Origin of the sequence: Acrocarpospora phusangensis (assembly GCF_016862995.1) — a bacterium.
Taxonomy (GTDB): Bacteria; Actinomycetota; Actinomycetes; order Streptosporangiales; family Streptosporangiaceae; genus Acrocarpospora; species Acrocarpospora phusangensis.
In genome coordinates this window covers 189,668-214,751 of record NZ_BOOA01000001.1, presented here as the reverse complement: position 1 = coordinate 214,751, position 25,084 = coordinate 189,668, and the positions used below count along the sequence as shown (strand labels likewise).

The 25,084-nt window shown below is 70.3% G+C and carries 22 protein-coding genes; 5 read left to right on the top strand and 17 right to left on the bottom strand.

The genetic code is table 11. From position 1 onward, the window contains the following. Positions 1–216 precede the first annotated feature (216 nt). The 12 genes from Aph01nite_RS00910 to betA form a co-directional block, all read right to left on the bottom strand. Positions 217–1,278 carry an ABC transporter ATP-binding protein gene (locus Aph01nite_RS00910; RefSeq protein WP_204038742.1) on the bottom strand — a complete coding sequence of 354 codons (1,062 nt, stop codon included), beginning with the start codon at positions 1,276–1,278 and terminating at the stop codon, positions 217–219. Then, entirely contained in the window at positions 1,275–2,135 is an 861-nt protein-coding gene (locus Aph01nite_RS00905; protein ID WP_204038741.1) for an ABC transporter permease, read from the bottom strand. Before Aph01nite_RS00905 ends, Aph01nite_RS00910 begins: the two co-directional genes overlap by 4 nt. Further along, positions 2,123–2,980: an ABC transporter permease gene (locus tag Aph01nite_RS00900; protein WP_204038740.1), complete on the bottom strand. Its 858-nt coding sequence runs from the start codon at positions 2,978–2,980 to the stop codon at positions 2,123–2,125. Before Aph01nite_RS00900 ends, Aph01nite_RS00905 begins: the two co-directional genes overlap by 13 nt. Beyond that, positions 2,977–4,143 (bottom strand): ABC transporter substrate-binding protein, encoded by a 1,167-nt coding sequence (locus Aph01nite_RS00895; RefSeq protein WP_204038739.1) that lies wholly within the window; start codon positions 4,141–4,143, stop codon positions 2,977–2,979. The genes Aph01nite_RS00900 and Aph01nite_RS00895 overlap by 4 nt, the downstream gene beginning before the upstream one ends. A gap of 267 nt (positions 4,144–4,410) precedes the next feature. Then, positions 4,411–7,518, bottom strand: a complete 3,108-nt coding sequence (locus Aph01nite_RS00890) for a 2Fe-2S iron-sulfur cluster-binding protein (RefSeq protein WP_204038738.1) — start codon at positions 7,516–7,518, stop codon at positions 4,411–4,413. After that, positions 7,515–7,793, bottom strand: a complete 279-nt coding sequence (locus Aph01nite_RS00885) for a sarcosine oxidase subunit delta (protein ID WP_204038797.1) — start codon at positions 7,791–7,793, stop codon at positions 7,515–7,517. The genes Aph01nite_RS00890 and Aph01nite_RS00885 overlap by 4 nt, the downstream gene beginning before the upstream one ends. A gap of 169 nt (positions 7,794–7,962) precedes the next feature. Then, positions 7,963–9,165 carry a sarcosine oxidase subunit beta family protein gene (locus Aph01nite_RS00880; RefSeq protein ID WP_204038737.1) on the bottom strand — a complete coding sequence of 401 codons (1,203 nt, stop codon included), beginning with the start codon at positions 9,163–9,165 and terminating at the stop codon, positions 7,963–7,965. Between the two features lie 7 nt (positions 9,166–9,172). Continuing rightward, entirely contained in the window at positions 9,173–11,554 is a 2,382-nt protein-coding gene (locus Aph01nite_RS00875) for a GcvT family protein (RefSeq protein WP_204038736.1), read from the bottom strand. Positions 11,555–11,654: 100 nt separating this feature from the next. Next, a complete protein-coding gene (locus Aph01nite_RS00870) occupies positions 11,655–12,629 on the bottom strand; it encodes an ABC transporter substrate-binding protein (protein WP_204038735.1) in 975 nt (324 codons plus the stop codon). Next, a complete protein-coding gene (locus Aph01nite_RS00865; RefSeq protein WP_204038734.1) occupies positions 12,629–14,608 on the bottom strand; it encodes an ABC transporter permease in 1,980 nt (659 codons plus the stop codon). The genes Aph01nite_RS00870 and Aph01nite_RS00865 overlap by 1 nt, the downstream gene beginning before the upstream one ends. Next, positions 14,605–15,615, bottom strand: a complete 1,011-nt coding sequence (locus tag Aph01nite_RS00860) for a quaternary amine ABC transporter ATP-binding protein (protein WP_204038733.1) — start codon at positions 15,613–15,615, stop codon at positions 14,605–14,607. Before Aph01nite_RS00860 ends, Aph01nite_RS00865 begins: the two co-directional genes overlap by 4 nt. A gap of 6 nt (positions 15,616–15,621) precedes the next feature. Further along, positions 15,622–17,247 carry a choline dehydrogenase gene (gene betA, locus Aph01nite_RS00855; protein ID WP_204038732.1) on the bottom strand — a complete coding sequence of 542 codons (1,626 nt, stop codon included), beginning with the start codon at positions 17,245–17,247 and terminating at the stop codon, positions 15,622–15,624. A 99-nt stretch (positions 17,248–17,346) separates the two neighbouring features. Here betA and Aph01nite_RS00850 point away from each other — a divergent pair, with 99 nt between their 5' ends. Continuing rightward, complete coding sequence (locus tag Aph01nite_RS00850; protein WP_204038731.1) at positions 17,347–18,105, top strand: IclR family transcriptional regulator; 759 nt, start codon at positions 17,347–17,349, stop codon at positions 18,103–18,105. A 202-nt stretch (positions 18,106–18,307) separates the two neighbouring features. On the opposite strand, the gene Aph01nite_RS00845 is transcribed toward Aph01nite_RS00850, so the two are convergent. From Aph01nite_RS00845 to Aph01nite_RS00830, 4 genes are all read right to left on the bottom strand, one after another. Then, the gene (locus tag Aph01nite_RS00845) at positions 18,308–19,405 is read right to left on the bottom strand and encodes an aromatic ring-hydroxylating oxygenase subunit alpha (protein ID WP_373872253.1); all 1,098 of its coding nucleotides are present in this window, start codon (positions 19,403–19,405) and stop codon (positions 18,308–18,310) included. 113 nt (positions 19,406–19,518) lie between these two features. Then, a complete protein-coding gene (locus Aph01nite_RS00840) occupies positions 19,519–19,785 on the bottom strand; it encodes a DUF6343 family protein (protein WP_204038730.1) in 267 nt (88 codons plus the stop codon). 19 nt (positions 19,786–19,804) lie between these two features. Continuing rightward, on the bottom strand, positions 19,805–20,497 hold the full coding sequence (locus Aph01nite_RS00835) for a histidine phosphatase family protein (protein WP_204038729.1): 693 nt from the start codon (positions 20,495–20,497) through the stop codon (positions 19,805–19,807). Between the two features lie 65 nt (positions 20,498–20,562). After that, positions 20,563–21,459, bottom strand: coding sequence for an AMIN-like domain-containing (lipo)protein (locus tag Aph01nite_RS00830; RefSeq protein ID WP_204038728.1), 897 nt, complete (start codon positions 21,457–21,459; stop codon positions 20,563–20,565). Positions 21,460–21,567: 108 nt separating this feature from the next. Here Aph01nite_RS00830 and Aph01nite_RS00825 point away from each other — a divergent pair, with 108 nt between their 5' ends. Both Aph01nite_RS00825 and Aph01nite_RS00820 read left to right on the top strand, forming a co-directional pair. Beyond that, complete coding sequence (locus tag Aph01nite_RS00825) at positions 21,568–21,846, top strand: DUF2087 domain-containing protein (RefSeq protein ID WP_204038727.1); 279 nt, start codon at positions 21,568–21,570, stop codon at positions 21,844–21,846. A gap of 68 nt (positions 21,847–21,914) precedes the next feature. After that, positions 21,915–23,006 carry a hypothetical protein gene (locus Aph01nite_RS00820; RefSeq protein WP_204038726.1) on the top strand — a complete coding sequence of 364 codons (1,092 nt, stop codon included), beginning with the start codon at positions 21,915–21,917 and terminating at the stop codon, positions 23,004–23,006. On the opposite strand, the gene nfi is transcribed toward Aph01nite_RS00820, so the two are convergent. Then, entirely contained in the window at positions 22,999–23,658 is a 660-nt protein-coding gene (nfi, locus tag Aph01nite_RS00815; RefSeq protein ID WP_204038725.1) for a deoxyribonuclease V, read from the bottom strand. The genes Aph01nite_RS00820 and nfi overlap by 8 nt on opposite strands. 326 nt (positions 23,659–23,984) lie before the next feature. Between nfi and Aph01nite_RS00810 the strand changes: the two genes are divergently transcribed. Then, complete coding sequence (locus tag Aph01nite_RS00810; RefSeq protein WP_204038724.1) at positions 23,985–24,227, top strand: hypothetical protein; 243 nt, start codon at positions 23,985–23,987, stop codon at positions 24,225–24,227. After that, entirely contained in the window at positions 24,224–25,045 is an 822-nt protein-coding gene (locus Aph01nite_RS00805) for a class F sortase (RefSeq protein ID WP_204038723.1), read from the top strand. Before Aph01nite_RS00810 ends, Aph01nite_RS00805 begins: the two co-directional genes overlap by 4 nt. The last annotated feature ends 39 nt before the right edge of the window (positions 25,046–25,084 follow it).

The window sequence follows — 25,084 nt, the reverse complement described above, 5'->3', positions numbered from 1 at the left end:
CGGGACGCATGTCCTGATCGAGATTCTGGTCACGTGATTGGCGTCCGGGAATGGCGGTGCCGGCCGCCGTCAGCGGGGGTGACGCTTCTCGCCGCGCTGGCGTCGGGAGCGGTCTTTCTCGGGACGCATGATCTGAGCGAGGGTTTGGTCAGGCGATTCGTGTCCGGGGATGGCGGTGCCGGCCGCCGTTGTCGGCGGCCGGCACCTGGTGATGACTTACGCCGTGGCCACGGGTTCCTGGTTGGTCGCGGTGGTGCGGGCGGTGACGAGGACGGGGCGTTCGACCACGCCGACGTCCACGCGCAGGCCCGGCGCGAGCCGTACGGCGTCGTGGCCGGGGACGTCGGCGAGGACCTGGCTGTCGTCGGCGAGCTGCACGCGCAGGCGGGCGGTGGAGCCGCGGAACGAGGAGGCCAGGATGAGGGCGGAGCCGGACTCGGCCGGGGTGACCAGGACGGCCTCCGGCCGGACGAGCACGTCCACGAGCTCGCCGGGAGCGGTGCCGTCCACGGGCAGGAGCTTGCCGAGCACCTCCACCCGATCGCCGGTCACCCGGCCGGGCAGGTGGTTCATGGTGCCGACGAACTCGGCCACGAACGGCGTGGCCGGGCGGTCGTAGATCTCGGCGGGCGCGCCCACCTGCTCCAGGCGGCCGTCCTTCAGCACGGCGACCCGGTCGGCGACCGACAGGGCCTCCTCCTGGTCGTGGGTGACGAACACGGTGGTGATGCCCAGCTCCAGCTGGAGCCTGCGGATCTCCTCCCGGAGCGACACCCGGACCTTGGCGTCCAGCGCGGACAGCGGCTCGTCCAGCAGCAGCACCTGCGGCTTGAGCGCCAGCGCGCGGGCCAGCGCCACCCGCTGCTGCTGCCCGCCGGACAGCTGGTGCGGGTAGCGGTCGCCCCGGCCGGCCAGGCCGACCAGGTCGAGCAGCTCGTCGGCCCGGCTGTGCCGCTCGGCCACCGGACGGCCCCGCACCCGCATGCCGAACGACACGTTGTCGCGGGCGTTCAGGTTCGGGAACAGCGAGTACGACTGGAACACCATGCCGGCGTCGCGGCGGTTGGCCGGCACCCGGGTGACGTCCTTGCCGTTGATCAGCACCATCCCGGAGTCCGGCCGCTCGAACCCCGCCACACAGCGCAGCGCGGTCGTCTTGCCGCAGCCGGAGGGCCCGAGCAGCGCGATGAACTCGCCCTGCTCGACGGTGAGGTCCAGGCCGTCCAGCGCGACCGTCTGCCCGTACGTCCGCCGCAGCCCGCGGAACTCGACGGTCATGATTTCTTCCTTCCGGCCCGGGAGAGCGTGAGCAGGAGCAGCCAGATGAGGGTCAGGCTGAGAATGGAGAGCGCCACCGACAGCTGCCCGTCGTTGCCGGAGATCGTGACGATCCAGACCGGGAACGTCTGGTAGCCGAGCAGCGCGGCGATGGTGTACTCGCCGAGCACCAGCGCCAGGGTGAGGAACGCGGCGCCGGCGAGCGCCGACCGCAGGTTGGGCATGATCACCCGGAGCATCACCTGCGGCCAGGACGCGCCCAGGTTCCTGGCCGCCTCGACCAGGGTGACCACGTCCATCGCGCGCAGGCCCGCGTCCAGCGACCGGTAGGCGAACGGCAGGGCCAGCACCACGTACGCCAGGACCAGCACGAACGGGAAGTTCTCGTCCTGCAGGGAGATGAGCGTCTGCCAGAACGGCGTGGCCGCCAGCGCGTCCGCGCCCTCCCGCAGCGAGGTGCTGATGCCCACCACGTAGGTGATGGGCGGCACGATCAGCGGCAGCGTCGTGATCGTCTCCAGCACCGGCCGCAGGCCGGGCGCACCCAGCCGCACCGCCAGCATGGCGGGCAGCACGAGCACGAGAACGAGCACGATGGTGGCCGCCGCCAGCGCCAGCGACTGCAGGAAGCTCGACACGAAGCCGGGCGCCGTCAGGATCCTGCCGTACGCGCCGAGCGAGAAGCCCTGGGCCTCGTTGTACACGGTGAACGTCACCGCGATCACCATCGGCACCAGGAAGTACGCCGCCGCCACCAGCAGCACCACGCGACGGCCCCAGCCGCCGCCCGACACCGGCAGTGGACCTGCGGGGGTCGCCGCGGGGGCCGGCGTGGCGGCAGGCGTCACCGCAGCCATCGTGAGCTCCTTCGTTGCAGCGGCAGGTAGACGGCCATCACCAGCAGGGCGACGACGACCATGTCCAGGCTCAGCGCCAGCGCCACGTTCTCGAAGCCGACCAGCACGTTGCCGGTCAGCGCGTCCGCGATCTGCAGCGTCACCAGCGGCACCGAGGCGCCCACCATGGCGGCGGCCGTCGCGTACGCGGCGAACGCCCCGCCGAACAGCAGGACCACGCCGCCCAGCAGCGCGGGGGCCAGCACCGGGATGCCGACCAGCCGCCAGAACTGCCAGGTGGTCGCGCCGTTGTTCAGCGCGGCCTCCCGCCACTGCGGGCGCAGGCCCTCCAGCGCCGGCGCGATCACCAGCACCATCAGCGGGATGGAGAAGTAGAGGTAGACCAGGGCCAGGCCCCAGAAGTTGTAGAGCAGCCCCGAGCCGAGGCCCAGGCTGGTGGTGATCACGCCGGAGTTGCCGAGCGTGGCGATCCAGATGAAGGCCAGCGGCACGCCGCCGAAGTTGGCCAGCACCCCCGACACGCTCAGCACGGCCTCACGCAGCGCCGAACTCTTCGAGGTGAGCACGGCGTGCGCCAGGAACGTCCCGGTCAGCGCGCCCGCCACGGCGACCACCGCGGACAGGCGCACACTCGTCAGCAGCGTCCCCAGGTACGGCTCCCGCAGGCTCGCCGCCAGGTTGTCGAAACCGTACGAGCCGGGCTCGCCGGGCGCGCCCTTCACGGTGAACGCGCCGACGGCGAGCATCACCGCGGGGATGCCGAACGCGATGGCCACCACCAGGAGAAGGGGCACGGCGGGCGCCCACCCCTTCCCCCAGGTACGGCGGGCTTTCACGACGGTCATCCCGCGACCGCGGCGCCCCAGCCGGCCGCCAGCGCCTCCTGGGCCTTCTTGGTCTGCTCCTCGCTCGGGAACGTGGGCGTGCCGTCGACCGGGGGCAGCGCGGCCGACGCGGCCTGGTCCACCGAGCCGTCAGCGATCATCGCGGGCAGCAGCACCGGGCGGGCGAAGCCCTTCAGGTACAGGTTCTGGCCCTCGGGGCTGTAGAGGAACTCCTGCCAGAGGCGGGCCGCCGCCGGGTGCGGGGCGTCCTTGTTGATCGCCTGCGCGTACAGCTGGAAGTACTTGCCGTCGGTGGGGATGACGGTCTTCCAGTCCAGGCCCTTGGGGGCCATGATCGGCGCGTAGGCGGCGTTGTTGTAGTCCCAGTCGATGCTGATCTGGGTCTCGCCCTTCTCGATCGTGGCCGGGGTGGTCTCGACGGGGTTGAAGTTGCCGGCGTCCTTGAGCTTCTTGAAGAACTCGATGCCGGGGGTGATGTCGTCGAAGGAGCCGCCGTTGGCCAGCGCGGCCGCGTACACGCCGGCGAAGGCCGAGCCGGCCTTGGTCGGGTTGCCGTTCATCGCGACCTTGCCCTTGTACTCGGGCTTGAGCAGGTCGGCGAAGGTCTGCGGGCAGGGGTCCACCTTCTTGGCGTCGCAGCCGATGGAGACGTAGCCGCCGTAGTCGTTGAACCAGAGCCCGCTCGGCTCCTTCTGACCCTCGGGGATCTTGTCCCAGTTCGCCACCTTGTACGGCGCGAACAGCCCTTCGGCGGCGCCGCTCACCGCGAACGCCTGGCCGATGTCGAGCACGTCGGGGGCGCGGTCCTGGCCCTTGCGGGTCTTCACCGCGTTGATCTCGTCGGAGGAGGAGGCGTCGGGGGTCTCCTCCTCAATCGTGATCTTGGGGTACTTGGCCTTGAAGGCGGCGATGATCTCGCCGTAGTTGGCCCAGTTGTGCGGGAGCGCGATCACGTGGAGCTGGCCCTCCGCGTTGGCGGCCTCGACCAGCTTGTCCAGGCCGCCGAAGTCGGCCGCCGAGGTGGCGGTCCTGGCGTCCACCCCGCCGCCGCTCGGCGCGGCAGAGCCGGAGGCGCCGGTGGCGCCGGGCGCGGCGCCGCACGCGACGGCGCCGAAAATGAGAACGGCCGAGAGGCCGGCGAGGGGCAGTCGTGCAGAGGTCACAGCAGATCTCCAGATGGAACGAGTAGTGCTTCACCGGACAAACTAGGGATTGCGTCTCTTCGCTCAGTGACGCGCGCGTGAACGGGGGCGGGCGATCTGGAAACCGCTCGTACCATCCGGCCGCCCATCGGCTCAGGTCCCGGCCGTAGCGACCGTGACATGGTCTGCTTTACTGCTGGATACCGCTTGATAGTGGTCAATATCGGCCAAGAAGGTCTCCATTCGATGCCGAACATGCTGCGTACGGGGCACAAGCCACGTACATCCTCAGAATTCGGTGGCCGCGTCCAATAGCCAGGCGCCGAGGTACGCGGCGAACGACGCCCGGACAAGCACCAGAAAGCCATCGGATTCGGCAATCAGAATGATCTGCGTACGGGCCAGCAGCGTCTGCGCGCACCTGCCGGGCGGGAAAACGTCCGGGTGCAGATCGAGCGCGCAGCCGTGCGCCAGCAGGTCCCGCGCCCGGGGCCCGGTGATCCTGATCGCGGTCCGCTGCGCCGAGACGTCGACCCCGCGCGCCGCGCCCGGGCCCACGGTCAGCCACTCGTCCGGGCCGAGCCACACGGTGGTCGTCTCGCCGTCCGTGACCGCCGTGCCGGGCGGGGTGAGCGGGGTCCCGGTCCGGACGTTGACCTGGGTCAGGAACGGTGCCTCGGCCAGGCGCAGCCCGTCGAACTCGGCTTCGAAGCCCGCCAGCGGGCTGCGGCGCACGGGCGCCTCGAAACCGCCGGCCGGGGGAGCCGCGGTCTCCGTCTCCGCGCCGTCGCGGCGGGTGTTGCCCGGGTCGTAGAGGACGGACGAGGTCACGTCGGCCGCCACGCCGGAGCGGGTGGTCAGCGTGGTGTGCGTGCCGGACACCAGGGCGAGGGCGAAGGTCCTGCCGAGGGCGGCGCTGGGGTAGCTGGACGTGACGTGGCCGGCCATCCGGTCCCCGGCCAGCAGGGCGGCCCCCTCCGGCAGCAGGGCCTCGGGATCGCGGGGGAGCAGGCCGACCAGGCGGCGGCGGTCGGGCCGGGCCGTGTCCCGGCGGGTGAAGGAGCGTTTGCCGAGGAAGTCGGGCTTCTTCTTGGAGACGATCCACTCCATGCCCAGGTCCTGGGGCGTGGTGGTGCCGTCGGTGTCCTGGCCGACGATCGGGTAGCCCTTCTCGGCCCGCAGCACGTGCATGGTCTCCGTGCCGTACGGGGTGACGTCCCGGGACATGACGGCTTCCCAGAGGCTCAGGCCGTACCAGGAGGAGACGTTGATCTCGTAGGCGAGTTCGCCGGAGAAGCTGATGCGGCAGACCCGGGCGGGGATGCCCGCGACCTCGGTCTCGCGCCACGTCATGAACGGGAAGCCGGCCCTGTCCACCGCGAGGCCGGGGGCCAGGTCGCCGAGGACCGCGCGGGAGCCGGGGCCGACCAGGGCCACCGTCGCCCACTGCTCGGTGACGGAGGTGCAGGTGACGCGCAGGTCCGGCCATTCGGTCTGGAGCCACTCCTCCATCCAGTCGAGCACGGCCGCCGCGTTGCCGGTCGTGGTGGTGATCAGGTAGTGGTCCTCGGCGAGGCGGATGGCGGTGCCGTCGTCGAAGACCATGCCGTCGGGGCGGCACATCACGCCGTACCTGATGGAGCCGACCGCGAGGGAGCTCATCAGGTTCGTGTAGAGGCGGTCCAGGAACTCGGCCGCGTCGGGGCCGATGACGTCGATCTTGCCCAGCGTGGAGGCGTCCATCGCGGCGACGTGCTCCCGCGCGGCCCGGCACTCGCGGAGCACGGCCGCCGCCATGTCCTCGCCCGCCCGCGGGTAGTACCAGGGGCGTCTCCACTGGCCGACGTTCTCGAAGAGCGCGCCGCGGGCGGCATGCCAGTCGTGCAGCGCGGTGATCCGCACCGGGTCGTGCAGGGCTCCCCGGTCCCGCCCGGCCAGCGCCGCGAACGACACCGGCAGGTACGGCGCCCGGAACGTGGTGACGCCCGCCCCGCCCGGCGCGACGCCGGTGGCGTGGGCGACCAGGGCCGAGGTCAGCGCGCCCGAGGTCTTGCCCTGGTCGTGCGCGGTGCCGGCGGTCGTGTAGCGCTTGACGTGCTCGACCGAGGTGAGGCCCGCGCCGGTGGCACGCCACACGTCGGCCACGGTCACGTCCCGCTGGAGGTCCACGAAGTGGCGGGAGTAGTCGCCGGCGGGCACGAACCAGAGCGGCTCCCCACTGCCGTGGCCGAGGTCACCGCCGGCCGCGCCGACGACCTCGACGGCCTGCGGCGACTCGCCGGGCACGAGCGCGCCGAGGCGCTCGTCGTAGCGCAGGGTGCCGCCGGACTGGCTGAACAGGTGCACGACCGGGTTCCAGCCGCCCGACACCAGCAGCAGGTCGGCGGGCAGTTCGCGCGTGCCGACCAGTACGGAGGCGACCTCGCCGTCGCCGCGCGCCTCGGTCACCAGTTGCCCGGCGAGGACCTCGATGCCGGCGGCCCTGGCCCGGTCCGCCCAGTCCTGTGCGGGTTCCGGGCGGGAGTCGGCGATCGCGGCGATCGTCAGGCCGGCCGCCGCCAGGTCGAGGGCGGTGGCGTACGCGCTGTCGTTGGTGGTGAAGACGACCGCGCGGTGGCCGGGGAGCACGCCGTACCGGTGGAGGTAGGTGCGGGCGGAGCCGGCGAGCATGACGCCAGGCAGGTCGTTCCCGGCGAAGGCGATCGGCCGCTCGTGCGCGCCCGTGGCGAGGACCACACGCTTGGCGCGGATCCGCCACACGCGCTCCCTGGCCAGGTCCGGGGGCGCGTCGAGGCCGAGGTGCGCGGTCCTGCGCTCCACCGCGACCAGGTAGTTGTCGTCGTAGTAGCCGACCACGGTGGTGCGCGCCAGCACCCGGGTCTGCGGACCTGTGCCCAGCCCGTGGGGGTCGGGCGCGGAGTACGCCCTCGTCCGGTCGGCCGCCGGAGGTCCCGAGTCGGCGATGATCACGCGGGCTCCGGTGCTTTCGGCCGCTCGGGCCGCCGCCGCGCCGGCGGGACCCGCGCCGACCACCAGGACGTCGCAGTGCGCGTGGACCGCGTCGTAGCGGCACGGATCGGGCCGGTCGGCGAGGCGTCCGCGCCCGGACAGGCTCCGTGCCACCAGCCCGTCGTAAAGCTCCGTCGTGGTGGCGAGCACCATCGGCTCGGGGAAGGGTTCCTCGATCTGCACCACCGCGTTGGGCTCCTCGGCCCCCGCGGAGAAGATCCCCCGGGGGCGGCCCAGCAGGGTGCTCGTGCCGACCCGGCGCACGCCGTTGGCCAGCAGCGCCGACGCGAGCGTGTCGCCGGGATGCCCGTGGTACTCCCGGCCGTCGAAGACGAACCGGAGCGTCCGCGACCGGTCGATGTTCCCCAGCTCCGGGTGGCGGCTCATGGGGTCACCGGCCGGGGCTCGCCGGGGAGATAGACGTGCTTAATGCGATTACTCCGGGTGTCCCGTACGACATTGAACCAGCGGCGGCATCCCGCCGAATGACTCCACCGTTCGGCGAAATCCCCCTCCGGATTCTCCCGGAAGAACAGATACCGCCCCCACTGCTCGTCGGAAAGCGCCGAGGGGTCCTCCGGATAAGCCACGTGAGCCTGCCCCCCGTAATGAAACTCGACTTCGTCACGCGCCCCACACCAGGGGCAGGGAATCAGGAGCAACACGTGCCTCCGCGGAAAGAACAGGGTTTTGCCGGGAGAACGGATTCGCCGGTGTCGTTCACCTGAGCGTCACCGTCGGCGGCCATCGGCGGCGTCATCGGCGTGGTTTCTCCGTGGGAATCTCGGGGGTATCTCGGGGGCATCTCAGGAGGTTTCTCTGGGGGGGCTCTCAGTGGGCCACGGCGGCGGCGCCGTGCTCGTCCACCAGGGCCCCGGTGGTGAACCGGTCGAGGGTGAAGGGCGCCACCAGCGGGTGGGGTTCGTCGTGGGCGATCGTGTGGGCGTAGCACCAGCCGACGCCGGGGGTGGCCTTGAAGCCGCCCGTGCCCCAGCCGCAGTTGAGGTAGAGGTTCTCCACCGGACTCAGCCCGATGACGGGCGACGCGTCGGGGGAGACGTCCACGATCCCGCCCCACGTCCTGAGCACGTGCGCCCGCGCGAACACCGGGAACAGTTCGAGCGCGGCGGCCATCTGGCGTTCGATGATGTGGAACGCCCCCCGGCGGCGGTACGAGTTGGCGGCGTCGATGCCCGCCCCCATGACCAGTTCGCCCTTGTGCGCCTGGCTCACGTAGACGTGCACCGCGTTCGACATGACGACCGTCGGGTGCACGGGTTCGAGGAGCTCGGAGACCAGCGCCTGGAGCGGGTGCGTCTGCAGCGGCAGGTCGATGCCGGCCGTCGCGGCGACCACCGAGGTGTGCCCGGCGGCGGACAGCGCGATCCGGTTCGCGGCGATCCGTCCGCGTACGGTGTCGACCGCGACCGCCCGGCCGCCGCTCACCTCGATCCCGGTCACCTCGCAGTGCTCGATGAAGTCCACGCCCAGGGCGGAGGCGGCCGTGGCGAGCGCCCAGGCCACGTTGTCGTGCTTGGCGATGCCCGCGCGCGGCTGGTAGGTGGCGCCGAGCACGGGGTACCGCACCTCGGGGCTGACCTCCACGATCGGGCAGACCTCCTTGACCCCGGCCGGGTCCAGCCACTCCGCGTCCACGCCGTTGACCCGGTTGGCCTCCACCCGCCGTACGCCGTCGCGCACGTCCTGGAGGCTGTGCGCCAGGTTGAGCACGCCGCGCTGGCTGAACAGCAGCGGATAGCCGAGGTCCTCCTCCAGGCCCTCCCAGAGCTTGAGCGCGTGCTCGTAGATGCCCGCGCTCTCGTCCCACAGGTAGTTGGACCGGATGATGGTGGTGTTCCTGGCCATGTTCCCGCCGGCCAGCCAGCCGCGCTCCAGCACCGCCACATCCGTGATGCCATGATTTTTCGCGAGATAGTAGGCGGTGGCCAGGCCGTGGCCGCCCGCGCCCACGATGACCACCTCGTAGGACTTCCGCGGCTCCGCCGACCGCCACAAACGATCCGGATGCATCATTGCCTCTCTATCCGCGCAGGCGTTCCATGGCCGGATCGAACAGGGGCTCCGCCGCGACGACCGCGTCCACCAGCTGGTCGAAGTAGCCGATCCGCACCGCCGTGCCCGGCACGGACAGCTCGGCGGGCAGCCAGGCGTACGCGATGCCCCGGCCGATCGTGTAGCCGTAGGCGGCGCTGGTGACGTAACCGGCCGGTCGGCCGTCGTGGTAGACGGGCTCCTTGCCCATGACCGTGGTGTGCCCCTCGTCCAGCAGCAGGCAGGTCAGCTTCCTGCGCACCGACTCCTTGCGTTCCAGGAGCGCGTCCCTGCCGATGAAGTCGCCCTTGCCCAGCTTGACCGCGAACCCCAGGCCCGCCTCGTACGGATCGTGCTCGAAGGTCATGTCCGTCCCGAAGGAGCGGTAGCCCTTCTCCAGCCGCAGGCTCGCGAACGCGCCCCGGCCCGCCGCCACCGCGCCCTCCCGCAGGAGCGTGTCCCACAGCTTGAGCCCCATGTCGGCGCTGGTGTAGACCTCCCAGCCGAGTTCCCCGACGTACGACAGCCGCAGCAGGGTCGCCGGGACATTCCCGATGTATCCCCGGGCGGCCCGGAAGTAGCGGAGCGCGGTCAGGTCCACGTCCGTGAGCGGCTGCACCAGCTCCCGCGCGCGTGGCCCCCACACGCCCAGGCAGCAGGTGCCCGCCGTGACGTCGCGGACGAACACGTCGGCCGGGCGATGCCGCTCGAACCAGTCCAGGTCCAGCTCCCCGTTCGCGCCGACCTGGTAGCGGTCCGCGCCCAGCCTGGCCACCGTGACGTCGCTGCGGATCCCGCCGTCCACGTCCAGCAGCAGGCAGTACGTCACGGACCCGACCGACTTGGCCACGTCGCCGGTGGTCAGCCGCCCCAGGAACGCCGTCGCGCCGGGGCCGCTCACCTCCAGCCGCTTCAGCGCGGTCATGTCGTAGAGGGCGACCCCCTCCCGGGTGGCCCTGGCCTCCGCGCCGACGATGGGGGACCAGTACCGGGAGGCCCACGCGTCGGGGGTGACGGCGGGGGCGGGGAGCGTCTCGTTGGCGGCGTACCAGTGGGGGCGTTCCCAGCCGGAGGCCTCCAGGAAGTACGCGCCGAGTTCGCGCTGCCGTACGTGGAAGGGGCTGGTGCGGAGCGGGCGGGGGTCCTCCATGGGCTGGAGCGGATGGATGATGTCGTAGACCTCGACGTAGTTCTGGCACCCGCGGGCCACCACGTACGCGGGGGCGAGCTGGTGGGGCTCGAACCGGTTGACGTCGCATTCGTGCAGGTCCACGGTGGAGTGCCCGTCCACGAGCCATTCGGCCATCGCGCGCCCGACGCCCGCCGAGTGCGTCACCCACACCGCCTCGGCCACCCAGAAGCCCCGGACGTCCCGGGACTCGCCCATCAGCGGCATGTTGTCGGTGGTGAAGGAGAAGAGCCCGTTGACCCCTTCCTCCACCTTCGCGTTCCGGGTGGCGGGCAGCAGGGACTGCGTCTCGGTCCAGGCGTCGGCGAAGTCGTCCGGGGTGAAGGCCAGCAGCGAGGGCATCACCTCGGCGGCGTCCACGGACAGGATGTCGTCGGCGGAGACGGGCATCGGCCGGTGGCCGTAGTAGCCGACCCCGAGCGTGCCGTTCCGGTCGCGGTAGTAGAGGTCTGCGTCCTGGTGCCGCAGGATCGGCAGGCTCGCGGTCGCGTCCGCGTCCAGTTCCGGCAGCCTGCCGGTCCACGCGAGCTGGTGGGCCAGCGGCGTCAGCGGCAGCTCCATGCCGGCCATGCGCGCCACCCGGGGACCCCAGATCCCCGCACAGCAGACCACGATATCCGCTGATATTTCGCCCTGGTCGGTGAGGACGCCGGTGACCCGCCCGTCCGCGGAGAGCACGTCCAGGACCTCGTGCCGGGGGAGCACCCGCACACCCCGGGCCTGCGCTCTGTCCAGCTGCGCCGCCACCGCCGGCACGGCCAGCGCCAGCCCGTCGGTGCGCAGGAACAGCCCGCCGAGCACCCGCTCGGGGTCCAGCAGCGGATGCCGGGCCGCGCACTCGGCCGGGCTCAGCAGCTCCGCCTCCAGGCCCCACGCGGTGGCCCACCCGTGCCGCCGGCGCAGCTCCCGCAGCCGCTCCGGCGTGGTGGCCACCTCCAGGCCGCCGACCTGGAGGAACGTCCCCAGCTCGACGAACTTCTCGACCGTGTAGCGGGCCATCTCGGCCATCGCCTTCGAGCCGTTGGTCTGGAAGACCAGCCCGGGAGCGTGCGAGGAGGAACCGCCGGTCGCGGGCACGTCGCCCTGGTCGACCACGGTCACGTCGGTCCAGCCGCGCAGGGACAGCTCGTCGGCGAGCGCCGCGCCCACCACACCGGCGCCGATGATGACAACGCTCGCCATAGCCACCTCCGCTGTTGCAATATGCGCAACTGACCGCGTTTGCCGCAACAAGCGTCCCGTGCTGCTCAAATGGTGTCAAGCAGCACGGGACAGCCCGTGCTCAGCTGGTCGGCAGCCAAGCCTTGATCTTGGCCTCGTTGTCGGCCGCCCACTTCGCGGCGGCCTCGGCCGGGGCCATCTTGTCCTCGGAGATGTACTTCGCCACCAGGTTCTGGTCGTCGTTCGTCCAGGTGAAGTTCTTGATCAGCGTGTACGCCGGGCTGCCGGAGTCCGCGAACCTCTTGCTCACGATCTTGTCCAGCTCGTACAGCGGGTAGTCGCACGCCACCTTCGCCGCGTCCGCGTCACAGCCGTCCGTGTACGCGGGCAGGTTGATCTTCACCAGTTTCAGCTCGGACAGGAACCACTGCGGCTCGTAGAAGTAGCCGATGACCGGCTTCTGCTCCTTCTCCGACTGCCGGAACGCGGTGATCAGCGCCGCCTCGCTGCCGGCGTAGACCACCTTGTAGTCGAGCTTGAGGTTCTTCACCAGCGCCTCGTCGTTGGTGACGAAGGACGGGTCGCCGTCGAGCAGCTGGCCCTTGTCGCCGGACTCGGAGGTCTTGAACAGCTCCGCGTACTTGTTCAGGTTCTGCCAGTCGGTGATGTCGGGGTACTTGGCCGCCATCCAGGGCGCGACGTACCAGCCGATCACGCCCTTGTTGCCGGTCAGGCCCGCGTCCACGGCGGTCTTCTGCTCCTCGATGTACTTCTTCTTGAGGTCGTCGTGACCCCAGTTCTCCACCACCGCGTCGACTTCGCCGGTCCCGAAGCCCTGCCAGGCGACCTCCTCCTTCAGGTCCTTCTTGACGACCGTGCAGCCGAGGTTCTTCTCGGCCACGTGCGCGATCACGGCCGCGTTCGCCTCGTACCCGACCCAGGGGTTGATGGCCAGGTTGAGGGTCCCGCAGGCCGCGCCGGACCCGGCCGCTCCGGTGCCGGGCGCGGCGCTGGGCGCCTCGCCGACCTTGGCCCCGCCGCATCCGGTCAGGATCAGCGCGGCCCCGGCCACCAGAGCTATTCGTCGAATTGCCATTAGTCCTCCTTGATCACCCCGAGTCGATCCGTTCTGGCCTGGGCCGCCCGTGTCACACGGTCCAGGACGATTCCGAGCACGACGATGGCCAGCCCCGCCGCCAGGCCCTTGCCGCGCAACTGGTGCTGGGAGAACCCGGCGACCACGTCGTAGCCCAGCGCCCCCGCGCCCACCAGGCCGCCGACCACGACCATCGAGAGCACGTAGATCAGCCCCTGGTTGGCGGCCAGCGCGACCGCGCCGCGCGCCATCGGCAGCTGGACTTTGGTGATGACCTGCCAGGGGCTGGATCCCGCCGAGCGGGCCGCCTCGACCGTGGTGGCGGGCACGCCGCGGATGCCCTCGGCGACCAGCTTGATCGCGACGGGGGCGGCGAAGACGACGGCCGCGATGATGGCGGTGAACCTGGTCGGCCCGAACAGGCCCAGGATCGGCACCAGGTAGACGAAGGCGGGCATGGTCTGCCCGGCGTCCAGGACCGGCCGCAGCACCGCGTCGGCGCGGTCGCTCCTGCCGATCCACACGCCGGCGGCCACGCCCAGCGCCATCACCAGCAGGGTGGCCACCAGCGTGGCGGCCAGCGTGACCATGCTGTCCTGCCAGAGCCCCAGCCCGATCAGGGCGGCCAGGCCCACCGCGGCCGTGATCGCCGCGCGTACGCCGCCGACCAGCGCGGCGATGGCCACCCCCGCCGCGAACACCAGCCACCACGGCGACCCGGCCAGCAGCGACTCGAACGGGTTGAGCAGGCCGTACGTGACCAGGTTCTTGAGCGCGTCGGTGAACCCGGCCAGGCTGTCCTGCACCCAGGCGCTGGCCGCGTCCGCCGCCCGCCGGACGTAGGACCCGATGTTCGCCTCGGCCGGGAACACCGCCGCCCACACGTATGTATAGGACAGGTAGCTCAGCACCGCCGCGATCCCCAGCGCGACCGTCACCTCTACCCGCCGGAAGAAGGCCGATATTTCACGTCCTGTACGGCGCTGCGCCTCCACCCGCCGGCTGGCCGCCGTGGTCGCCCGGTCGAGCACCACCGCCATGATCACGATCGCCAGCCCGGCGTTGAAGGCCGCGCCGATGTCCAGGGTCTGGAGCGCCTTCAGTACGGTCTTGCCCAGCCCCGGCGCGTCGATCAGCGCCGCGATGGTGGCCATGGAGAGCGCCGCCATGATCGTCTGGTTGACGCCGACCACGATGGTGCGCCTGGCCAGCGGAAGCCGTACGTGCCGGAGCGACTGCGCGGCCGTGGCGCCCAGGGAGGCGCCGGCCTCCAGTGTGACGGGGGAGACCTCGCGGATGGCGTGCGCGGTGATGCGGATGGCGGGCGGGATCGCGTAGATCATCGTCGCGATGGTCGCGCTGGCCGGGCCGATCAGGAAGAACAGGGTCAGCGGCGCGAGGTAGACGAACGTGGGCATGGTCTGCATGAAGTCCAGCACCGGCGTGACGAACCGGTTGAACCGGTCGCTCAGCCCGGCCCAGACCCCCAGCGGGATGCCCACGGCCAGCGAGTACGCCACCGCCGTGAGCGTCAGCGCCAGCGTGTCCATGCTCTCCGCCCAGAGCCCCAGCAGCCCGAACGACACGAACCCGGCCACCGTCAGCAGCGCCACCCGGATGTTCCCGAACAGGTACGTGATCGCCGCCGCGAGCGCCACCACGCCCAGCCAGCCGAGCAGCGGCACCGGCCGCCCGAACGACGGCTGGCTGATCAGCGCCTGCACGAAACGCACCGACTCGTCCAGGACGAGCCGGATGTAGTTGACGAAGTACAAGAAGAACGGATTGCTGTTGCGGTTGTCGTCGACGGTGTCCCACGCCTCGTTGGCGCCTTCGTGCAGGGGCGTCAGCTCGGCCCCGCCCAGCGGGAGGGTGTCCCGGCCGGACAGCAGGGCGTGCCCGAGCACCCAGGCGGCCAGGACCGCGCCGATCAGGTAGCGCCGGGCGGGCAGGCGCGCGGTCACGGTGAGGGCGGTCATCGCGCGATCATTTCCAGGATCTCGGCGCTGGTGACCACCCCGAGTAACGCGCCGTCGCGGACGACCCGGACCGGCCGGTCGGCGGAGAGCACCACGCGCACGGCGTCGCGGATGACCAGGTCGGGATCGAGTTCCGGGCCGTCGAGCGGCTCGCCCTCCATCGCGTCCCGCATGATCCAGCGCAGGGTCAGCACGTGCGAGCGGGGGACGTCGCTGACGAAGTCGCGCACGTAGTCGTCGGCGGGCGCGCCCACCACCTCGTCGGCGGTGCCCATCTGCACCAGCTCGCCGTCCCGCATGATCAGGATGCGGTCGCCCAGCTTGAGCGCCTCGCTCAGGTCGTGGGTGATGAAGACCATGGTCTTGCCGACCTCGCGGTGCAGCCGGATGACCTCGTTCTGCATCTCCCGCCGGATCAGCGGGTCCAGCGCCGAGAACGGCTCGTCGAACAGGAGCAGGTCGGGATCGACGGCCAGGGCCCGCGCCAGCCCCACCCGCTGCTGCATGCCGCCGGAGAGCTGGTCCGGGTAGGAGTTCTCGAATCCGGTCAGACCGACCAGCTCCAGCACCTCGCGGGCCCGCTTGTACCGCTCCGCCCGCGCGCTGCCCCGGATCTCCAGCCCGAACGCGACGTTGTCCAGCACGCAGCGGTGCGGCAGCAGCCCGAAATGCTGGAACACCATCGCCAGCCGGTGCCGCCGCAGCTCCCGCAGCCGCCGCTCGTCGGCCCTCCGGATGTCGTCGCCGTCGAAGAGGATCTCGCCCGAGGTCGGCTCGACCAGCCGGGTCAGGCATCGGACCAGCGTCGATTTGCCCGACCCCGACAGTCCCATGACGACGAAGACCTCGCCGGGCCGGACCGTGAAGGACACGTCGCGGACGGCGGCCACGCAGCCCGTCGTCTCCTTCAACTCCTGCCGCGACAGCGTGGTGCCGACGGCACGTTCCGGCCGGGGCCCGAAAACCTTCCACAGGCCGCGTACGTCGAGGACGGGCTGATCTCTCATGGGCACCTAGGGTTTGCGATAGAAGGGGGTGTGCTGAGGGGCTAGGGGGGTGTTGCCGAGAATGAGGTCGGCCGCCTTCTCGGCCAGCATCATGACCGGGGCGTAGATGTTGCCGTTCGTGACGTACGGCATCGCGCTCGCATCCACCACACGAATTCCATCCAAACCGTGCACCCGCATGGTGGCCGGGTCAAGCACGGACATCTCATCCAGGCCCATGCGGTTCGTGCACGACGGGTGGAGCGCGGTCTCCCCGTCCCTGGCCACCCAGTCCAGGATCTCCTCGTCGGTCCGTACGTCCGGGCCTGGCGAGATCTCCCCGGTGCTGAACGGCTTGAGCGCCGGCTGCTCCAGGATCGACCGGGCGACCCGTACGGCCTCCACCCATTCGCGGCGGTCCTGCTCGGTCGAGAGGTAGTTGAAGCGCAGCGCCGGGTGCCGCCGGGGATCGTTGGAGCGGATCTTCACCGATCCGCGGGCGTCGGAGTACATCGGCCCCACGTGGACCTGGTAGCCGTGGCCGCCCGCCGGCGCGGAGCCGTCGTACCGTACGGCGAGGGGCAGGAAGTGGAACATCAGGTTCGGGTAGGCGACCTCGTCGTTGCTCCGGACGAACCCGCCCGCCTCGAAGTGGTTGGTCGCGCCGGGCCCGCTCCGCAGGAACAGCCACTGCGCCCCGATCCACGGCCGATGCCGATATTTCAGGTACGGCTGCATCGACACCGGCTGGCCGCACCCGTGCTGGATGTACACCTCCAGGTGGTCCTGGAGGTTCTCGCCCACCCCGGGCAGATGGTGCACCGGCGTCACGCCCGCCTCGCGCAGTTCGTCCGCGTTGCCCACGCCGGAGAGCTGGAGCAGCTGCGGCGAGTTGATCGCGCCCCCGCAGAGGATGATCTCCCTGCCGCGAACGCTCTCCCCGTCGCATTCCACGCCGACCGCCCGGGTGCCCTCGAACAGCACCTTCGTGACGAGCGCCCGGGTCCGTACCGTCAGGTTCTTCCGCTTCCGCGCCGGGTCCAGGTACGCCCGCCGGGCCGACCACCGCCGCCCGTTCCGGATGTTCCGGTCGAACGCCGCGAACCCCTCCTGCCGGAACCCGTTCACGTCGTCCGTCAGCGGATATCCGGCCTCCTGCACGGCCTCGAAGAACGCCGGGAACAGCGGGCTCGACACCGGCCCGCGCTCCAGCACCAGCGGCCCGTCGTGCCCCCGGAACTCCGTCCCCGGATCCCCCAGGCAGTTCTCCATCCTCCTGAAGTACGGCAGGCAGTGCGCGTAGTCCCAGGTCTCCATGCCCGGATCGGCGCCCCAGCGCTCGTAGTCGAGCGGGTTGCCCCGCTGGAAGATCATCCCGTTGATGCTGCTGGATCCGCCGAGCACCTTGCCGCGCGCGTGGTAGATCCGGCGGTTCCGCATGTGGGGCTCGGGCTCGGACTCGTACTTCCAGTCGTAGAAGCGGCTGCCGATCGGGAAGGTCAATGCGGCGGGCATGTGGATGAACACGTCCCACGGGTAGTCGGGCCTGCCCGCCTCCAGCACGAGCACCCTCGTCCCGGGATCGGCCGACAGCCGGTTCGCCAGCGCACACCCGGCCGAGCCGCCGCCAACGATGATGAAGTCATATGTCATGACCCCTCCACTTTTGCCGAATCGTAGCGTCATACGCACCACGTTTCACTAGTAGCAACAGAGATTTAATCGATCGTGATCGACGGCTACAGTTGCGCCATGGGCAACGAAAGCGGGGGCGTGCAGTCCGTGGACCGCGCCATCTCCGTGATGGAGATCCTCGCCCGCAAGGGCGAAGCCGGCGTCAGCGAGATCGCGGCCGAGATCGAGGTCCACAAGTCCACCGCCTTCCGGCTGCTCGGCGCCCTCGAAGCGCGCGGCCTGGTCGAACAGGCCGAGGACCGCGGCAAGTACCGCCTGGGCTTCGGCCTCATCCGCCTCGCCGCCGGCGTCGACACCCAGCTCGACATCGCCCAGCGCGCCCGCCCCACCTGCCAGCGCCTGGCCGAGGAACTCGGCGAAACCGTCAACATCGCCGTCCTCCGCTCGGTCTACGCGGTCAACCTGGACCAGGTCAGAGGCCCCTCCGCGGTCACCGCCCACAACTGGGTGGGCCAGCTCACCCCGCTCCACGCCACCTCCAGCGGCAAGATCCTCCTCGCCCACGCCGACCCCGCCCTGCTCTCCCAGATCACCTTGGAACGCTTCACCTCGCGCACCATCACCACGATCCCCGACCTGGAAAAAGAACTCACCACCGCCCGAACCCGCGGCTACGCCACCACCCTCGAAGAACTGGAGGAGGGCCTGAACGCGGTCGCGGCCCCCGTACGCTCCTTCCACGGCGAAGTGATCGCCGCCGTCAGCGTCTCCGGCCCCGCATATCGCCTCACGGAACAGCGCGTCCACGATATGGCCCCCACCTTGATAGGAGGTGCCACGGAAATCAGCACCCGCCTCGGCCACAGCTCCTCCTAGCCCGCCGGACAGCGGTCTGCCCTGTTCGACATGCGGGGGTGAGGTCCGCGGTCGCTTCGCGGGAGCGGGCGGAGCCCCGAAGCCGTTTCGCGGGAGCGATGTGGAGTTCGGAGGCTGTTGCGGAGGCGGAGTCCCAGGGGCATTCGCGGGGGCGGGGCGGAGCCCCGGGAGGAAACAAAGGGTGGGTGGGTGGGAGAACCACCTAGCCGATCTTTTCGAGCACCCACTCGTGGAAAGCTCCGATGTGATGTTCGCTCGGCACCAGAACCCCTCCTTTGGCGTACAGGCGGGAGCTCATTCGGGGCTGGCAGCGTTCGCAGGCTTCGAAGTCCTGTTCGTTGACCCGGTGGAAGAGTTCGACGGACTTGTCGAGGTCCTTGCCAGAGGCGACCACGTCGGCGGTGTAGAGCCAGTCGCACTCGACGATCGTGCGGTCGGCGGCCAGCGGGTACATGCGGTGCAGGATCACATGGTCGGGCACGAGGTTGATGAACACCTGCGGCTTGATGGTGATCGCGTAGTAGCGCCGATCCTGCTCCTCGGCCAGTGACGGAATCCGGTCGAGACCCGGCGACCCGTCGACCGTGAACCCCTGGATGTCCTCGCCGAACAGCGCGCCATGCCCGACGTAGTACTGCGCCGCGTACCCGTCCGCGAACTCGGGCAGCACCTCGACCAGCTCCGGATGGATGGTCGCGCAGTGATAACACTCCATGAAGTTCTCGACGATCAGCTTCCAGTTGGCCTTCACGTCGTAGACGATCCTGCGCCCGAGCCCCAGCGCGTCCGGCGAGTAGTTGTCGATCAACTCCAGCGCCCCGAGCCGCTCGGTCACCGCCCCCATCACCGTCTCCTCGAACGACGGCGGCTCCTCGGCCAGACACACCCAGACGTACCCGAGCCACTCCCGCACGTGCACCCTGGCCAGCCCGTACGCCACCCGATCCAGATCCGGCATGGCCGACATGTTCGGCGCCGCGACCAGCGTCCCGTCCAGGTCGTAACTCCACGCGTGGTACGCACACGAGAACGCCCGCTTGACCGACCCCGACTCCTCCACGCACAACGTCGCCCCCCGATGCCGGCACACGTTGAAGAACGCCCGCACCCCACCCCGGCTACGCGTGATCAGGATGCTCTCCGTCCCCACCTGCACCGTACGGAACGCCCCGGGCGTCCCCACATCCGAGGACCTGGCCGCGCAGAACCACATCGCCTCGAAGATCTCCCGCTGCTCCGCCGCGAAGATCTCCGCATCGGTGTAGTAGCGGCCGGGAAGGGTGGGAATCACGCTGCTCACCGCTTGCACCCCTGTTTCGCGAAACGGAACATCATGCGCTATGCGCAACAGCGTGAAGCCGCCCGAATCGGATGTCAAGGGTTCAACCGGGTCACATCGGTCTCATGAGACCCTCACTCGAACAACGAATGCCCGTCCCCGCGCTCTCTTCTCTTCCGTTCCACCACGACCAGGTTGACGATGGAGATCAGCGCGACGACCCCGAGCGCGACCGCCGCCACCCACCATCCGGCCAGCCACGACAGCGCCCCGAGCGCGATACAGACCACCAGCCCGAACGTGGCCAGCGCGATGCGCAGGTTGAGCGCCGACTCCGGCCGCTCCATGGTCGGCGAGACCTCCGACCAGAAACGATCCCGGATGCGATGCGTCTTGTTCATTCAGACTCACCTCCAAAAGTCACATCCGAAATGTCACGTTGTACGACACCAGGTGATACCCGCCTCCGGCCCCTCGCCAGCTGGTGAGCGACCCGTTGTGCGCCAGCCCGTCGGCCGCGACCGCCAGCACCTCCTCGTCGCTCAGCCCTTCGAGGATCTGCCGGAGGAACAGCACCACCGCGTCGTGCGCGACGATCAGCACCCGCCGGTGCCCGTCGCCTTCGATCTCGGCCACCACCTCCCGCAGCCGCGCCGCCACGTCCCGGAACGATTCCCCCTCAGGTGGTCTGTACCCCAGCGGATCCCGTTCCTCCGCCCGGGCCTCCGCCGGAAACCGTTCCCGCACCATCCACGGCGTCTTGTGACTCAGCTGTCCGCGATCCCGGTCCTTGAGCCGGGGGTCGACCCGATGGCAGGGCCGCTCCGGGAGCCGGCTCTCGATCCGCTGCCAGGTCTGCGCGGCCCGCAGATACGGCGAGCACCACACCATGTCCGGCGCCTCGCGGGGACCCAGGCCCGCGATCCATTCGCCGACCGCGTTCGCCTGGCGGTGCCCCAGCTCGGTCAGGCCGATCGCCATGTCGTCACCGGGGATCACCGTCGCCGGGTCCTTCTCGGCGGCGAGGTACGCGGCGTTGGACGTGCTCTGGCCGTGGCGTACGGCGTACACGAACTCGACCGGTCCGGATCGTGCGGCATGCGGGCAGTTCATCTGGCCTGACCTCCTCGTCGATAGAACGCGGAGGGCCCTGCCGCCCATTTCGAAAGCCCTGATGTCTAGGGTTCGAGGCAGGCCGGGATGGAGTCCGAACGCCCGGTGGGCCGCTGGGTGTGCCCGGCCGGATCGTAGATCTTCACCCACCGCACGGACGCGAACTGCTTCAGCGTGGGGTTGATCTCGTTGGCGACGGTGAAGGTGGAACCACCGCTGGAGCACCCGCCGGTGAGGTAGACCCGCGCGACCCCGTTATTGATCGTCACCTTGCTGAACCCCGTCGCCCCCGACCCCACGAAACGCAATCCCGCCGCGGCCTCACCCTGTGTCGGCCCCGCGAACAGCCGCTGCAACACCGCCGCCGCCGTCCCCGGCACCACCACAGGCCGCACCACACCCCGCACGTACGGCGTGCGCCCCGCATTGAAGTTCAAACTGTTCAGGAAGTACGCCTTCGCCCGCACAGTCCGGTACGGCGTGGCGATGTCCACCACCACCCGGCTCGGATTCCGCAGCGTGTACAGCCGGACGGCCGACTTCTTCGCGACCCCGACCCCGAACGACAGCACCGCCTCGAAGTCCCCGGTGTTGACGACCTGGATGATCCCCGGCAACGCCAACGTCCGGCGCGTGGGGCCGTACGTGGTGTTCCCGCCGGCGTGCCCGGTCGCGCCACCGAACCGCACCAGCAGCCGCGCGTTCCCGGCGACCGCGATCGGCAGCCCCGATCCGTCCCCCACGAGACCGGCCACGTACCGCACGCTGCGCTGCGCCGGGAGCCCGCCCCGGAACTGGAACACGAGCCGGTCCAGCCCCGGATGATGGGCGGCCCTGATCGCGACCAGCGTCGGAACCACTGCCTGGGCGTTCGCCGGAACACTGAACCCGGCCGCCACGAGGACACCCGCCGTGAGTACGGCGGCGAAAGCACGTAAGGAGACCACACGTAAAGAGACCATGCGACACGTCCGATCCTTCGTCTCCCATGGTGACGGGCCGCCACGCGAAGTCAACAGCCCCGGAAAATCCGGATGAGCCCGCTTGCCCCGCCTGGATAGGCTGCGAGGATGAGCACCAAGGACCTCCAGGTCTCCGACGTCCTCGGCCGTTTCCTCGTCAACGGCCGCCTGGTGAGCATGCCCGCCAAGCACGCCAGACGCCGCATCGTCCTGGACCACATCGCCGGCTCCTTCGAACCGGGCGTCCGCTACCCGGAAGCCCAGGTCAACGAGATCCTGCGCGCCTTCCACGACGACTACGCCGCGCTCCGCCGCTACCTGATCGACGGCGAGTTCCTCTCCCGCGAGGACGGCGTCTACTGGCGCAGCGGCGGCACCGTCGTCTGATCCGCGAGCGCCGACGGGGTTGGTGAAAGTCGTAATCCGGATATTCCGGTCGCGATAGCATCCGGCGCGTGCGACAGAAGCAGCCCGTTGTCCTCGCCGCCCCCAGTGTTCTCAGCGTCGTTCTCGGCGTCGTTCTCGGCGTCTTCACCCCGTTGCTCGTGCCGCAGGCCGCCATGGCCGCGCCGGGCAACCCCGCCGGAGGCGCGTACGTCCCGGCGGAGGCGCGGGCCGTCACCACCTCGCGGCCGGACAGGGTCGTCGGGAACGGCACACCCGCCAGTTGCACGTCCAGGGCCGTGGTCGCGGCCGTCGCCAAGGGCGGCGTGATCACCTTCAACTGCGGCCCGCGGCCGGTGGTGATCCGCATGACGGCCACCGCCAAGGTCCGCAACACCAGCGCGCGGGTCGTGCTGGACGGCGGCGGCAAGGTGACGCTCAGCGGCATGGGCCAGCGGCGCATCCTCTACATGAACACCTGCGACAAATCGCTGGTGTGGACGACCTCGCACTGCGACAACCAGAGCCGCCCGCAGCTGGTGCTCCAGAACCTGACGTTCGCCGACGGGAACGCGACGGGGGAGAAGCTGGAAGGCGGCGGCGGAGCCGTCTTCGTCCGGGGCGGACGGGTGAAGGTGGTCAACTCCACCTTTATAAGGAATCGCTGTGACTCGACCGGGCCCGATGTGGGCGGGGCGGCTCTGCGGGTGCTGAGCCAGTACCGGAACCTGCCGGTCTACGTGGTCCGCAGCACGTTCGGCGGGGCGAAGGGCCAGGGCGGCGTCTGCTCCAACGGGGGAGCGGTGAGCAGCATCGGCGTCTCCTGGGTGATCCTCAACAGCGTCATGTCGTACAACAAGGCGATCGGCAGGGGAGCGAACCCGGCCAGAGGCGGCACGCCGGGCGGCGGCAGCGGCGGCGCCATCTACACGGACGGGAACCGGTTCACCGTCCGGGTCGCCGGATCGGTCATCCAGAACAACACCGCCCGGGAAGGCGGCGGCGCCGTCTTCTTCGTCAGCAACGACATGACCGGGACGCTGCGGATCGAGAAGTCCCGGCTGCGGAACAACCCGAGCGCGGGGTTCGAGACGCGCGGATTCCCCGGGATCTTCTTCAAGGGAGCTGGGAAGCCGCAGGTCGTCGCGTCGACGCTCAGGTGATCTGGCTACGGCTCCGGGAGAGGCGGTCGGCCAGGCGGATCGGTTCCGGGAGGCGGAAGGCCGGGGTCGTACGGAGCACGTGGGCGCAGGCGTTGTCGAGGCTGACGCGGTGGCCCTGGGAGACGTAGACCGGTTTGACGTGGTCGCGGGTCCGGAGGGCGCGGCCGACCGTGTCCTGGCCGAGGGTGATCGGGGTCCAGCTGCCCCGGGCGGGGGCGGGGTCGTCGCAGGCGCCGACGAAGGCGGTCTTGGCGACGCCGATCGTGGGGAGGCCGGTGAGCACGCCCAGGTGGCAGGCGAGGCCGAAACGGCGGGGGTGGGCCAGGCCGTACCCGTCGCAGATGAGCAGGTCGGGGGTGACGCTGAGCCGGTCGAGGGCGGTCAGCAGCGGCGGAAGCTCCCGGAACGCGAACAGCCCCGGGATGTACGGAAATTTCGTTTTTTCGCGGGATGTTGCTTGGTCCACGATCCGCAGGGTCTCGTCGAGGACGACGACGGCGCCGGTCACCTCGTCCCGGTCAGGGGCGTACCCGACGTCGAGCCCGGCGACGAGGCCGACGACGGGCGGCCCGGGGTCGGTGAGGTCGACGAGCGGCCGCAGGCGTTCCTGCACGGCCTCCGCTTCGGCGACCGTGGTCGGCCAGTGGTTCATCCGGCGGCCTCCGAGACGGTGTCCATCCGGTACAGTCTGCCGCCGCCGCGAGGCGGGCGCGAGCCGTGGCCGGGCACGGCGCGGCATGATCACGTGAGACCCGCCGGGAGCCGAGAACACCCCACGACATGTCCGTTATGTATGGATATTCCGTAGATGCTAGCTGCGCGACACACGCAGTCCATCTCGCGGCATGGACGGGTTCACCGCCCCGGACTCCCTTTCACACGCGTCACACCAATATTTCGCCGGGAACCCGCTAGGGCGTAACCCGAGGTCGTCAGCCTTTCGCTGCTGCCTCGCCCGCCCTCCGGCGAGGGGCCCTCGTGAAAGGCCGTGCAACCGTGCCCAAGCTGTCGGCCTGGTCCGGCGTCGTCGTCCTCCTGCTGACGGTGGCCGGAGTTCTCCGCGTCCAGGACGCCGCCGCGGCCGGCACCCGGATAGCCGACGTGCCCTACACGTGTGGCGGAAAGGGCGCCGAACTCGACGTCACCTTGCAGGCGCCCACGACGGCGTTTGTGGCGGCTGGTGCGGCCCTCCCCGGCCGCCGGATTTGGAGGCGGACATGAACACGTCCGGGAAGCAGTCACCGGGGCACGAGCGTCAGCCGGCCGGGTGGTCGGCCCGGCGCCGACGGAGCGCCGTCGCGCCGGCCTCGGGACCGCTGGGGCCCGTGCGCCTGGTCCTGATGCTGGGGACCGTGGCGGCGGTCGTCACCGCGCTGGTGGGGGTCGTGCTGGCGGCCTCGGAACCGAGCGAACTGGCCGTCCGGAAGTCGCTCGGGGTGGTGAATCCGCCCGGACCCGCGGGAGTGCTGAGCTTTCCGAACGAGGTGGGGCCGGGCGGGCCCGGGGCGGTGCTGACCGCGGCCGTCGCCGACGCCCCGCCGCCGGAACCGGCGGGGCCGCCCGCCGCGCCCGTCGGGGAGGCCAATCCGACCAGGCTGGTCATCCCCGGGATCAAGGTGGACGCCCCGTTGCGGGCGGTCGGGGTGACGGCCCGGCGGGAGATCGAGGTGCCGCCGCTGTCGGCCCGCAATCTGGCCGGGTGGTTCAAGTACGGTCCGACCCCGGGTGAGGCGGGGCCGGCCGTCATCGTGGGCCACGTCAACACGCGTACCGGACCCGCGGTCTTCCAGCGGCTGCGCGAACTCGCGCGCGGGCACCTCGTCAGGATCGGGCGGGCGGACGGCTCGGTCGTGACGTTCACCGTGGACGGCGTCGAACAGGTCTCCAAAACAATGTTCCCGACCGAGCGCGTGTACGGCGACACCGCCCATCCCGCGCTACGCCTCATCACCTGCGGCGGCGTGTACAACAGAAAAACGCACAGTTACACCGACAATCTAATCGTCTATGCCACGCTCACATCTGTGACATTTAATTAACATTGCTAATTATTTTTTGATCAGGGTTTCGGTTAATCG

Excerpts from the sequence above, each read along its gene's own strand:
- Aph01nite_RS00825 (WP_204038727.1), top strand. The coding sequence starts at position 21,568 with ATGAGCACCAAGGACCTCCAGGTCTCCGACGTCCTCGGCCGTTTCCTC.
- Aph01nite_RS00865 (WP_204038734.1), bottom strand. The coding sequence starts at position 14,608 with ATGACCGCCCTCACCGTGACCGCGCGCCTGCCCGCCCGGCGCTACCTG.
- Aph01nite_RS00805 (WP_204038723.1), top strand. The coding sequence starts at position 24,224 with ATGAACACGTCCGGGAAGCAGTCACCGGGGCACGAGCGTCAGCCGGCC.
- nfi (WP_204038725.1), bottom strand. The coding sequence starts at position 23,658 with ATGAACCACTGGCCGACCACGGTCGCCGAAGCGGAGGCCGTGCAGGAA.
- Aph01nite_RS00840 (WP_204038730.1), bottom strand. The coding sequence starts at position 19,785 with ATGAACAAGACGCATCGCATCCGGGATCGTTTCTGGTCGGAGGTCTCG.
- Aph01nite_RS00900 (WP_204038740.1), bottom strand. The coding sequence starts at position 2,980 with ATGACCGTCGTGAAAGCCCGCCGTACCTGGGGGAAGGGGTGGGCGCCC.
- Aph01nite_RS00830 (WP_204038728.1), bottom strand. The coding sequence starts at position 21,459 with ATGGTCTCTTTACGTGTGGTCTCCTTACGTGCTTTCGCCGCCGTACTC.
- Aph01nite_RS00850 (WP_204038731.1), top strand. The coding sequence starts at position 17,347 with ATGGGCAACGAAAGCGGGGGCGTGCAGTCCGTGGACCGCGCCATCTCC.
- Aph01nite_RS00910 (WP_204038742.1), bottom strand. The coding sequence starts at position 1,278 with ATGACCGTCGAGTTCCGCGGGCTGCGGCGGACGTACGGGCAGACGGTC.
- Aph01nite_RS00905 (WP_204038741.1), bottom strand. The coding sequence starts at position 2,135 with ATGGCTGCGGTGACGCCTGCCGCCACGCCGGCCCCCGCGGCGACCCCC.
- Aph01nite_RS00890 (WP_204038738.1), bottom strand. The coding sequence starts at position 7,518 with ATGAGCCGCCACCCGGAGCTGGGGAACATCGACCGGTCGCGGACGCTC.
- Aph01nite_RS00880 (WP_204038737.1), bottom strand. The coding sequence starts at position 9,165 with ATGATGCATCCGGATCGTTTGTGGCGGTCGGCGGAGCCGCGGAAGTCC.
- Aph01nite_RS00870 (WP_204038735.1), bottom strand. The coding sequence starts at position 12,629 with ATGGCAATTCGACGAATAGCTCTGGTGGCCGGGGCCGCGCTGATCCTG.
- Aph01nite_RS00860 (WP_204038733.1), bottom strand. The coding sequence starts at position 15,615 with ATGAGAGATCAGCCCGTCCTCGACGTACGCGGCCTGTGGAAGGTTTTC.
- Aph01nite_RS00875 (WP_204038736.1), bottom strand. The coding sequence starts at position 11,554 with ATGGCGAGCGTTGTCATCATCGGCGCCGGTGTGGTGGGCGCGGCGCTC.
- Aph01nite_RS00835 (WP_204038729.1), bottom strand. The coding sequence starts at position 20,497 with ATGAACTGCCCGCATGCCGCACGATCCGGACCGGTCGAGTTCGTGTAC.
- betA (WP_204038732.1), bottom strand. The coding sequence starts at position 17,247 with ATGACATATGACTTCATCATCGTTGGCGGCGGCTCGGCCGGGTGTGCG.